The following is a 12,344-nucleotide window of genomic DNA, read 5'->3' as shown; positions in this document are numbered from 1 at the left end:
CCTACGGAACCATCTGTAAAGCTTCCGAACGCTAAACCAAAGGCTCAGCAAGGTTGCGATTACCTTCAAGATCCAAAATAACGTACCAAGAGTAAACATGGCAGCTCACCTCCTTTCGGAGAGAGTAACGCCATGTTTCACCACCGTTGTCCAAGCCAAATTATACCACATAAGTCGTCCATCTGGGCGGCTTTTTTAGTGCCTAAAATCACCACTTATGATAAAATGGTATATAGTATATGTTATTTCGGCATAAGTGTAAAGTCGCTCAGGCGGCTTTTTTAGTGCCTAAAATCACCACTTATGATAAAATGGTATATAGTATATGTTATTTCGGCATAAGTGTAAAGTCGCTCAGGCGGCTTTTTATTTTACCCAAGGAGGGATACGGATGGCAGACAGAGTATGGGTCCGGCAGTTCCTGAAGGACAATGGATATGGAGACAACGATATCGGATATGACGGTTCCGGACCAAGCGGCAGGGTAACGCTGCAAGGACGTACCTTCGACTATGCGACACCTGATTCGGACGGCATGGTGCGCGGCACATACGATTCGATGAACAAGGCACTAAACAACTTCCGGCAGCAGGGGCTACAGAACAACTTCAACCAAACGTCCGATCAGATCCGGCAAGCAGCACAGGCGGCGGCTAGGCAGTTTAAGGCACCAGAGCCGTTCAAGTACGATCAGAACAGCGACCCAGCCTATCAAGCGGCGCTGAACACAGCACGGGCCAACATCACCCAGCAGCAGGCCGATACCAATGCACGGTTGCGTGCTGGCGGTCAAGGTAAGTCCAGCTATTCGGAGACGGTAGCAAACCAGATCGGAGCCAAGGAGATGGCCCGGGTGTCAGACACGGTACTACCGCAACTCATCAATCAGGCGTACCAACGGTACCAAGATTCGGCTAACCGTGATCTAGCGCTTCAGCAGGCGAACTACGGCGCTGAGCAGGACCGCATAGCGAATTTGGCTAAATCCTATGCCCAGCAATTCGGACAGTACCAGCAGCAATTCGACAACGATCGTGCGATTGGTAGAGACGCGGCTGCGGATAAATCGGCAAACTGGCAGGCGTACCTTCAATCCGCTGGACTAACCGGAAACCTGGGCAGCGGTCCGAAGGTGGATTGGTCGCTTCTTGGTGGTAATGACGGTGCACGTACCCTGCAGGGTCAGGAGTTCGACGCATCGCAACAAAATGCATTGTTCAACCGTGCGCTTCAAGAGGCCGGGCTAACCGGAACTTACAATGGATCACCGACGATGCAGCAGCGTGCTCAGGACTTCAGCCAGAGTGCGGAGAACCGCCGAATCGGTCTGCAGGCACAGGGTCAGTCACAGAGCGCTGCTAATGCCAAGAACAGCAATGATCTGGCATGGGCGCGCTTTAACGCCGACAAAGACCCGAACAGCCTGGACAACCAGTATAAGCAGGCTCAGATTGATAGCCTGAAAGGTAAGTCCGGCAAAGTTGACTACCAGAAGAATCCTGGGTACAGCGAGGATTTGACATTCATCTACGACAACCCGAAGACAGCAGTGACCGAGATCCAGAAGAACGTGCAGTCACTGATTGCCGAATATGGTCAGGATGGATACAATGCCTTGCTTAAGGAAGCCCAGCGGGTACAACGGGCAGCAGAGAAAAAATAGGGGAGGTGCATTATGGGTGTACTTGGACAACGAAACGATTCGTCATCTACCGGACAGGCAAGCGGTGGCGGTGTGTTACGTAGGGGAAGAGAGAACAGAATGCTTGCCCAAGAACAATCTGACCTTGCCCAAATGGACGCAGCTGGTCGTGTAGCAGCTGAACGTGCAACAGAAATTGAAGCTACAAGAGCGCTACAGCCTCCACCGCCGAAGCTTCCGGGCCGGGATATTCCGGTCGTTGGACCCGTATTGCGTGGACTCGATTATATCGCATCAAATCCAATTTCCCAGGCAATCGCGGAATACACGGTGCCGGATGCTCCATTGCTCAAATCCAAGGGGGCAGAGACAACATTCTCCGACATCCTCAATGTCCACAAGGATCGCGACTTATCGGACCTCATCTCTGGCGGAAACGGACGCACCATGCCGGGCACGAATGCGCGTCAAGCCTTCCTTGATCGGTCTGGTCAGGCTCCAAGCACCGGTGCTGCAAAATTAGCAGGGCAAATTGCTGCCCCGTTTTTCGTTCCGGCCGCTGGGCTTGGTACAGGAGCCGGACTTTCCAGGGCGGCAGACGATGCGCTGTCCGCTATACCGCGGTTGCAGGGTACAGGCCGCTTAGCAGCGCGTGAAGGTATTGTAAATGGTGCTATCTTATCAGGTTCGGAGTTTGCGCAAGGCACGGGAGACCCTGTACAAGCAGCGATTAATGGAATTCTTGGCGCTGGTCTTGGAGCAGGCATAGGTGCAGGGGCATCAGTGGCAGGCAAGGCATTCGCCAACAGTAAGTTAGGGCAGGCGTTCAATGATTTCATCGGTCGTAAAGCCCCGACTCCAGAAGAACAACTTGCACTCCCGTCGCCAACACTGGCCCTTCCTTCACCGTCCGTACAGCCGTCCACGGTCGCCAGATCGGCAACACGGGCTAACCCATACCGTCAGCAACTGGAGCAACTTTTTGCGGAGGGGCAGCGGCTGCAGCAGGCTGGGGAGATGAGGCCGGGATACGAACGAGAGGCACTGGAAGACCTTTGGGGCCGCATGGCAGGTCCGGACAGCCCGGGACTGGACGAACTCATCGACCTTGCCACGGCTCCGCGGCCTAGCCGTTTGAAGCCGGATCTTGTGCAGCAGGCGAGGGACTACCAGGGATCTCGGCAGGCGGCAGGCGTGGACTTGCCCGTGCGCTCATCGTCGGATCGATACCCGGGCGGTGTACTCGGTCAGGCTGCAGAACCACGCCAGCAGTACGTGACCAAGGCGGCCGAACAGGTAGCGAGTGAGCCGGCCGAACAGGTTGGGCAGAATTGGTTCACGCGGCTTTTCGGCGAAAGCAATCTCGGGATCACGCCGTTCGGCAGCAAGAAAAGCAACAAGATCGTGACTACCGAGCAGCAGATCGTGAACAATCCGCTGAAGAGCGAAGTGGGCGACATGCTCGGTAGGGCCAAGCAAACGGGTCGTACAACGTGGCAATCGACCGTTGACTTCCTCACACCGCTGAAGCGCATCAGTCAACAGACATATGATGCCGCTATGGACGCATCCCGGGCCAACAATATGGCGAACACGATCATACGCGATAAGTTCGTGGATCTCGAAGGCAACGTGATCGGTAAGAGCTTGGACGAGATCATGAGCAACACGCGAGGACTCGGCAAAAAGGTAGACGATTACCTTGTGCTCAGACACGCCATAACCCGTATGGAGCGCGGAGAGAAGGTCTATGCTACTGAACTCGGCATGACACCTCAGAAAGCCCGTGAAGCCGTTAGCAAACTGGAATCCCGTTACCCTGAGCTGAAGCAGTTTGGACAAGACTGGAACGATTTTAACGCAAATTTACTTGACTCAGGCGTGAGGGAAGGGCTAATATCTGAATCTTCCCGGGATGCCATGATGTCACAGAACCCAAATTATGCTTCCATGCGTCGGGAGTTTACGTTGGGGGAAAAGATGGCTGGTCCGAAGTTTGGCACCACCGGATCTTCGTTCAGTGGTCAGAATGCCCCAATTAAAAAAGTAAGTCCAACCGGTTCAACAAGGAAAATCGTCAGTCCTCTGCGCTCTGCCATTGAGCAGACCTATGCTTGGAAAAATGCAGAGCTGCGTAACCGGACAATGCAGGAGATTGTAAGTAAGATCCAAGCTGATCCGAAAAGTATGGAAGGTATCGCGGAGATCGTCAAGAAGCCCTCGACCAGCTACAAGAACCTGGACCAAGCATTAAGAGAGGGAGGTTCTGAACAATTCTTGGAACTGCTTGACAACGACTTCCGGACATTATTTAAAAAGACGAGCGCTGGCGAGGAAAATATAGTGAGGGCGATGGTGAAAGGACAGCCGGTATACGTAAAGGTTCATGACCCGGAGGCTGTGAAAGCTCTCGTAGGACTTGGAAACGATCAGGCAGGTCTTGTGTTAGGAGCGATGCAATTCTTGTCTAACACAACCAAAAGGGGAGCCACGGGGATGCTTGCTCCGATGTTTGCTTTAAAAAGCTTGGGCGGCGATACCGTTCAAGCAGCAATCCAGTCCCCCAATGCTATCAAGCATATCGCCGTGGATGTACCACATGCTTTCATCAGCTCGATGGCGGATGCACTCGGCATTCCTGGTCTCGGCAAGTTGGCAGAGGACTTCCGCCGCTCTGGTGGGGAATATTCGTCGCTACTTCGAGGGGACAAGCAGTTGAATAAATCTGTCAGCGAATTGAGGAGAGAGCCATTCCTTACGCCACAGGGTGTTACTAAGGGATTGAAGACTACCATCAAGGCCCCGTTTCGGGCTTTGGAAAAGGTATCTGACATCTCTGAAAACGTAAACCGTATGGCGGCGTTCCGGCGTGCCTTGGACGGCAAAGAACGTACCCCGGAGAACGTTCGCGATGCAATCAATGCTGCTCGAGAGTCCACGACAAACTTCTCACGTAGAGGGTCTGCGGCTAGGGAGTTTGAATCCGTTGTACCTTATACCAATGCTGCTATACAAGGTATCTATCGGGTCGGGAATGCGTTTGCCAAACATCCCGTTAAGACCACAGCTGCTGCTGGATTGTTGGTTGTAGCACCCAAACTGTACGAGTATGCAAAGTTCCATGATGATCCGGATTATAACAAACTTCCTGCCCGAGAAAGATACCGCAACCTGATCATAAGCAAGAACGCAGACGGGACGTTTAACAAACAGTTCATGCCGCCTGAATACGAGGCGCTAGGTGCCTTTATTACAGACGTGCTGCGCCATGTCGTGGACGATAATCCGCAAGCCTATAAAGGTACGCTAGACGCTGTAGTCAATGCATTTACTCCGCCTGCCGTTTCAGGAGCGCTTCAGGGATTGACTCAGGGCGAGGGCGTAGAAAAGTCTCTCGTAGGTCTGGCTAATTCCACAGTTGCAGCTCCTTTCGCGGCTACAGCATTTAATCAGAGTTTCACGGGTGCGCCTATCGTACCAAAACGTCTGGAGAACAATTCTCCTGAGTTCCAGTACGACGAGCGAACAAGCAGCATTGCCAAAAAAATAGGACAGGCTACCGGTTTCGCGCCTCTCAAGGTGGATTATCTGATCAAGGCATACGGCGGAGACCCGTCCAGGTTGATCCTGCCGCTATTCTCGGACGCTGGGGGCGGCACGCCGAAGAATACGCTTCTCAAGAACTTCATCGTTGATCCGGTGTTTACGAACAACCTGTCCGATGATTATTACAAGGCTAAGAAAGACTTCGAGACAGCAAAGAAGGACAATAAGGACTTCGACAAGCCGCTGCCGTCCTGGTACTCGGAAGAGTCCTATAAACTATTGAACTCTCAATCCAATAGTTCAGCAGCAAAGCAACTTTCCGATCTTGCACAGGAAAAACGTCAAGTCACTGGCGACAAAACACTGACGGCCCAGCAGAAAGCTGACCAGCTGAGAAACCTGCAACAGAAGATCAACGAGATTTACACGGACGTCAACAGCAAAATCGGTGCATCCGGCTACAAATTCCCGAATCGTTAGGGCCGATAAGGCCCTCTTTGCATAGGAGAAACTCACATGATCGAATCCGCAATCGTCACATTTTGCCGATGCTGCCAGCGGCCGGCTGATATCTGCCCTAACGATCCGCACCAGACATACGAGGAGGAAGTACCGCTAAAGGACCGGGTGACGGAGGATGCAAGAAGCGCTTGAGTTGCTGCAGAAAGTCCTGGAAGACGGCATATCCGTACTGACGCTGATCGGAGTGCTCAACGTCCTGCTCACGTGGTACGAGTCACGCCGTAAGCGCAAGCGTTATGAGCGTATGGAGGCTATGCTGGAGGCCTTGGCGCAGAAAGAAGGGGTAACATGGAATGGACCATCGAGCAGGTTACACACGGCTCTGACGAGCTTAGAGAAGTCGTTGCAATCGTACTCGGCGGGTATCTGCCCGGGGGTAGAAAAATCGAGGAGGCGAGGGAAGATGAAGTTGAATAAGGCGTGGCTTGTCGGCTTGCTGGGGTACATCGCGTACTTTGTGAAACAGCTTTTCGGGATCGAGGTATCAGATGAATTGATAGATAAAATGTCCGATCTGGTGCTGCTTCTAATCATGGTCCTTCCCATGATCCTAAACATGGCGAAGAAAAAGAAGGAGGTCGATCCAGTTGAATCTCAGTATCAGCCAGGAGATAATAAGTAGCCTCGGCGTTCAGCAGCTCGTAGACTGGCGCCGCGAACTTCCGGTCAACCCGAACTATACTTGGGCGCAACTGGCCGGTATCCGGGACGTTAACGCCTTGACGACCATCGCGGTCCATCATGACGGGATCAAGAAGGCTAGCGTCGCGGACAAGACTGACAAGCAGCTTGCCACGATCATAGCTAACAATCACATCCGGCAGACGAACAATGAGTCTAAGGGCGATGCCGGTTTCCCTTACCATGTATGGATCCGAAACGGAACAGCCTACTATTGTAACAACGCAGAAGACCGCACATACGGCGTAGGCGGAAATAACGGGTATACAGTCCATGTGTGCGTTCATGGGGAGTATGCTGGTACAGACGCGCTCACAGACCAGGACCGAAATGCATTGTATGCAATTATCTTGACTCTTAAGTCGTCACTTCCGAAGTATCAGGCTATCAAGGGGCACAACGAGATAGGCAAGACGGATTGCCCGGGATTCAGCATGCAGAAGGTACGCGAGGACGTGGCAATCATCGAAACACGTTCCGCCCAGCAGCAGACATGGGCCGCTAAACTCAACAAAGTGGGCGACCTCGCTAACCAGTATCAATATATGTTTGACCTCATCAAAGCTGGCGAGGGGGATGGTAACGCTCAATGGGCCGTGAACCAGCTGCTCGCCGTTCGGGACGTCCTCGTGGAGCGAAAGCTTCTATAGTAGAATAAAGCCTCCTCGTAACCCGGGGAGGCTAATCATTTCCATATATATCTTTTACCTCGTCTTTCGTGAACTGCTGCAGAAACCTATACTCTCCGTCTACCCAGCGATATTCCTTGAATGCGCCATCTGTAAATACGCGGATCGACCTAATCCCTGGAGGAGCATCTTCCACGGACTTATACCACCCCTCACACCCAAAATGTACATGTGCCTCCCACCATGCCCATACTCTCCTATGCCGAGGTTGCGCCATGACCTGGGCGACAGTCCATCCATGATAACGGTCCGGGTATTTGTCAAGGAGATAATTCAATATGTACTCGGCCATATCCAGATCAAAACTCATTATTCACACGCCCTACATAGTTTACTTCCTAAATAATAACATTCATCCACAGCATGTGTACAAACTGTTAATGCATACACTTCCTTGAGGTGATGCACAGATGCATGTAAGGATGATCCTATCCGACTCTACTGACAAATACAGATCCGCCTGTTATGATTATTTGTATCAAAAGTACAGGAGGGAGTACCTTGATCGGAATCTATGCCCGGGTATCGACAGAAGAACAAGCCAAGAAGGGGACCAGTCTCACAGAACAGATACGGGACTGCCGAAAAAAGGCAGGGACCGAATCAATAAAAGAGTACATCGATGATGGTTACTCAGGCGAGTTTTTGGACCGCCCTGGACTCGATCAGCTACGGGATGACGTTAGAAACGGGATCATAACTCAAGTGATAACGCTCGATCCTGACCGCTGGAGCCGTAGCCTTATGAACCAACTGTTAGTTACGGATGAGATAGAGAAGAAAGCTGAACTATTATTTGTGAATGGCGAGTATGCTAAGACTCCTGAGGGCCGTCTATTTTATCAGATGCGTGGTGCTATCAGTGAATTCGAGAAAGCGAAAATTAATGAGCGAATGAGTCGCGGACGGATTGGTAGAGCTCGAGAGGGAAAGATTCTACGCGATTACCACGTGTACGGTTATGGATATGAAAAGTCAACCAGATCCATGTATGTATTAGAAGACGAAGAAAGAATCGTTAAGTTCATATTCGATTCCTTCACTTCTCCTAGTCAATCGATACGAGGGATAAACGGAATTGCTCTTTACCTCACTGAGCAAGGCATACCCACAAAAAAAGGAGCTGCTGTCTGGCACAAACAGGTAGTCAGACAGATGCTTATGAATCCAGTATATACGGGTAAATTCTATCAGCATAAATGGAACACTGAGGGGATGCTAGGTAACAAGTACAAAAAGAACAAAGAAGACAAAGTGCCGATGAAACTTAGGCCTGAGGAAGATTGGATATACATACCCGTGCCAAGCATCATATCAGAAGAACAGTTTGAGCACGCCCAACTTCTTTTGGGAGAATCCAAGCGTCGCTTTGCGCGTGAAGCGAAAAACAAATACCTGCTCTCCGGCATTATCCGCTGCGGAAAATGTGGAAACACGATGACCGGTCGAAAATCGAAGAACTGGGGAAAGTATGTATTTGAATATACTGACATCAAAAATACAGCAGGATACGCTCAACGAGGCTGTGGAAACCGTGTGAAGTGCGAAGATATCGATGTTTTTGTTTGGGATCAAGTATCGGCTTGGCTGAACCAGCCGGACGAGATTGCTGCAGCGAAGCAGCCTGAAAATGATCAGTCGTTTGAAAGCGCTGAGTTGGACCGGATTGAGCGAGACATGGAGAAGAATCGATCCGGTAGAAAGAAATTGCTCGCCTTATTCGCTGGCGGGGGAAAGGATATTGGTGAAGATGAAATACGCGACATGCTTCGTGATATGAAAGAGGAAGAAGAAAAACTGCTTCAGCGTAAGTCCGTGCTTGAAGGTCAACTTGGGGAGAAGAAAAAATTTGATGTTAGTCGAAATGTGGTTAAGGAGGCGGTCGAGTATTACCTGCAGAAGAACCAAGGGGAATTGACGGTTGATGACAAACAAGAACTCATACGGCACATAGTTAAGGAAATCAGGGTGTATGACGATGAGGTGGAGATATATACCTTCTAATGCACATATCAAGACATTAGGATGGAGATTCTCATGCACTTGCGTTCCCTCAAAAAGACCCGAAAAGACGTCTCGCTTCACGACCCCATCGGTACGGACAAGGAGGGAAATGAGATCACGCTGATCGATATCCTTGGCTCGGAGGCCGATGAGGTCTTAGATAAAGTGCAGCTCAAGATTGAGAAGTCCAAAATCTACCGCAACCTCGATATTCTCGACGAGCGGGAACGTGAAGTGGTGGTTGGACGCTTCGGCCTGGAGCATGGCGGGGAGGAGCGGACGCAGCGCGAGATTGCCAAGGAGCTGGGCATCAGTCGAAGCTATGTGTCGCGGATTGAGAAGCGAGCGCTGATGAAGCTGTACCATGAGTTTTATAAGGCGAAGCGGTAAGTTGGAGGGGACAGGATTTGCAATTTTCAAAACATTTCGTATGAATCGCATTCTATGAAAAGATGGATGCTCAGCTGGCTGATTGTTGTGCGGTTTAGGGATGGGCGGTTAGTTTATTAGATTGGGATAGAGAATAACAGTTAATTGATACTTGCCTTACGAGAAATCGTAGGGCTATTTGATTTCTCTAGAGGCTTTTCTGGCCATGGATTCAAATTTTCCAGCGCTGTAGGCGCCCCGCTTGCTGATCTCATTGAACAATAAAGATCATATGTCGAGGTATCGTTGAACATGGGAGCTAATGTGCTGTTGGGGAAACCGCTTCAGACCACGACTGATGATTAGCAAAGATTTTGGCCAAACTTTAAAGTACCAAATTTATAGGAAAAGACTTATATTAAAGTATACATGCGAACATAAACCAATTACAGTGAGATGACACCCTACATAATTCCGGTAGCACGGTGGGACTGATGCATGCCAGTCTCTTTCACTTCGAATAAAGGAGAATATGGAGGCATGAACATAAAATCTTTTTTTGGAGTTAAAGCCTATTTTATAAAAATGGTTCTTTGGATTAGCACGGCTATTTTGATTCTTGTATTTGTTCTATCTACAGTTGTATATATAAATTCGCAAAATCTTTTGGTCAAAAATGAATATGCAGCCAATCAAAAAATACTTTATCAAGTTAAGTATAATATGTCGTTTATGGATCAAACGATTACCAATTTATCTAAATTTCTTTACTTAAACAGCGATGTAACCGCTATCATGTATGCAAAGAATGAAGATATGATTGAGGTGTCAAAGCATTTGACTAAAGTCGTTAGCTCTGTCACTTCGGCTATTCCTTATATTCACTCCGTCGGCATTTATAATCGGAATCTGGATCAATCCTATAGTTCGGGTTTTCCTTTATTTTTTAAAGATCAGATGCTCTACGACTTTATTAATTCGGATCAAGCGCTTCCTAAGCTTAAACCGATTTTCCGTGATATCAAAAAACTGGTAAACGGAGTAACCGAGCCTGAGTATGTTTTTTCCTATTTTATATACGATACTCCGGCTAGTGGGGCTAAACCGGATGGCGTTGTAGTCATTAACGTTAAACCGGAGTGGTTGCTAGAGAACATTAATCAAATCAATATGATAGATAAACAAAAGGGAGATAAAGTATTCATTCTGGACCAGGTTGGCGAATACTTGGATGATGGAACCCATGATTCTGCAATCAAGAGTTGGCTGAAAACGGATTTTTTGGCCTATAAAACAGCACATCCAGAGGCCGAACGAGATGGTTTTTTTCAAAGCAAGCGTGGTGGAACGCAATATTTAGTCACTTACACAAATGTCGACAACACGGGGATGACGCTGCTAAAAACGCAGCCTGTTCTTGAAATCTATAAGTATATCAACAGCTTAAGAACGAGTATTATCATAATTACACTCATTTTCTTGGTCATGGCGTTGGTGATATCCATAAGCATTTCTCGAAAGATATATCGACCCGTTGGGACGTTGGTGAATTCGATCATGTTAGATCGGATTCGGAGATCGGACAAAGACGAGGTCGTTGATGAAATTTCTTATTTGAACACCGTTTACAGACAATCCATGGAAATGCTCGATCATTTTGATAAGGAAAAGGTGCAGTACAAAGATGTTATGAAGCACTATTGGTTAAGCAGGCTGCTTACGGAGAGTTTATCCATCGGCAGGGCAGAGATGGAAAGCATTTTTAAAGAAATGAGGATTTCTTTAGTCATGGAGGGTTCCTTTGCCATTTGTTTATTGAAAATTGATAACTATAAGGAATTTCAGCATGCGTTCCATGCCAAGGATAAAGATACGATTCGCTTTGCTATGATCAATATTGCATCAGAAATTATGGCAAGAAAGTATCCAAACGAAGGTTTGGATATGAAGGACGATCATGTCGTATTCATTGTAAGTATTCCGGAAGAAGATGCTCACTTTCAATCACATATGCACGCTCTTCTAGAAGAAGCTCAAGAGAATGTCTCCCGTTTTTTTAAAATTACCTTTACGGCATCGATTAGTGAAAAGACGAGTCACATACAGGAATTGAATAGTATGTATAATCAGGCTCTAGATCAGGCGATGTATCGTTTATTATTAGGGCATTCCTCCGTTATCACATACGAAACGATTAAAATAAATGTGGAAAATAAAAAAACGAGCTATTCCAGAAATTATGAGGAGTTGCTTGTGGATGCAATGAAATCAAGCAACACCGAAGCGAAAGAGAAGGTTTTGGGGAACATTTTTGAAGAGGTGGGCACGCTAAACTATCACAATGCGTTAGTCTCCATGATAAGACTCGTGGATAAGGTTATAGAGACATTGGAAGAAATGAAAGTGACTGTTGCGCCATCTTTGCATATCTCTTCGATCAGTCGCAATATCTTGGAGAAGGAGACGATGGTCGAGATTCATCGGATCATTGTAGATGCCCTGCAAGACTCGTTCAAAAAAGATTTCCAGGGAAATACCACTAAACTAAACTACTTTTTGGTAGATGCGGTCACGGAATATATTCAAAACCATTATCAAGACCCTTCCTTGAGCTTGACTTCTATTGCTTCGATTATGAAAATATCCACAAGAAATTTAAGCAAAACCTATAAGGAAGCAACCCATATCTCGATTCCTGATTATATCAACGAGTTTAGGTTAACCAAAGCGGCAGACCTTCTTATCCAAGATGACCTTAATGTGTATGAAATTGCGGAGAAAGTCGGGATCTTGAATGAAACCTATTTTTTCAGCATGTTCAAAAAGAAATATAAGGTCACACCGAAGGAATATGCCTTGCGGAGAAATATGATTAATTTGATTCAATAGGA

General features: G+C 48.1%; 8 protein-coding genes and 1 pseudogene. All 9 read left to right on the top strand.

Annotated features, from left to right (window positions below; all coding sequences use genetic code 11):
* Positions 1–391 precede the first annotated feature (391 nt).
* The 9 genes and pseudogenes from WMW72_RS10590 to WMW72_RS10550 all read left to right on the top strand — a co-directional run bounded on the left by WMW72_RS10590 (position 392) and on the right by WMW72_RS10550 (position 12,342).
* Positions 392–1,663, top strand: coding sequence for a hypothetical protein (locus tag WMW72_RS10590; protein ID WP_341415415.1), 1,272 nt, complete (start codon positions 392–394; stop codon positions 1,661–1,663).
* A gap of 16 nt (positions 1,664–1,679) precedes the next feature.
* Positions 1,680–1,817 carry a hypothetical protein gene (locus WMW72_RS10585; RefSeq protein ID WP_341415414.1) on the top strand — a complete coding sequence of 46 codons (138 nt, stop codon included), beginning with the start codon at positions 1,680–1,682 and terminating at the stop codon, positions 1,815–1,817.
* A complete protein-coding gene (locus tag WMW72_RS10580; protein WP_341415413.1) occupies positions 1,796–5,668 on the top strand; it encodes an LPD38 domain-containing protein in 3,873 nt (1,290 codons plus the stop codon). Before WMW72_RS10585 ends, WMW72_RS10580 begins: the two co-directional genes overlap by 22 nt.
* A 36-nt stretch (positions 5,669–5,704) precedes the next feature.
* Positions 5,705–5,842 carry a hypothetical protein gene (locus WMW72_RS10575; protein ID WP_341415412.1) on the top strand — a complete coding sequence of 46 codons (138 nt, stop codon included), beginning with the start codon at positions 5,705–5,707 and terminating at the stop codon, positions 5,840–5,842.
* Positions 5,826–6,332: a hypothetical protein gene (locus WMW72_RS10570; protein ID WP_341415411.1), complete on the top strand. Its 507-nt coding sequence runs from the start codon at positions 5,826–5,828 to the stop codon at positions 6,330–6,332. Before WMW72_RS10575 ends, WMW72_RS10570 begins: the two co-directional genes overlap by 17 nt.
* On the top strand, positions 6,298–7,041 hold the full coding sequence (locus WMW72_RS10565; protein WP_341415410.1) for a peptidoglycan recognition protein family protein: 744 nt from the start codon (positions 6,298–6,300) through the stop codon (positions 7,039–7,041). Before WMW72_RS10570 ends, WMW72_RS10565 begins: the two co-directional genes overlap by 35 nt.
* A 540-nt stretch (positions 7,042–7,581) precedes the next feature.
* Positions 7,582–9,084, top strand: a complete 1,503-nt coding sequence (locus tag WMW72_RS10560) for a recombinase family protein (protein WP_341415409.1) — start codon at positions 7,582–7,584, stop codon at positions 9,082–9,084.
* Between the two features lie 15 nt (positions 9,085–9,099).
* Positions 9,100–9,474 (top strand): annotated as a pseudogene (locus WMW72_RS10555) (sigma-70 family RNA polymerase sigma factor); the annotation flags it as partial.
* A gap of 477 nt (positions 9,475–9,951) precedes the next feature.
* Positions 9,952–12,342 (top strand): AraC family transcriptional regulator, encoded by a 2,391-nt coding sequence (locus WMW72_RS10550; protein WP_341415408.1) that lies wholly within the window; start codon positions 9,952–9,954, stop codon positions 12,340–12,342.
* Positions 12,343–12,344: the final 2 nt, after the last annotated feature.

It is taken from the genome of Paenibacillus filicis (genome assembly GCF_038070315.1).
Taxonomy (GTDB): Bacteria; Bacillota; Bacilli; order Paenibacillales; family NBRC-103111; genus Paenibacillus_G; species Paenibacillus_G filicis.
This window is presented reverse-complemented; position numbering and strand designations above follow the sequence as displayed.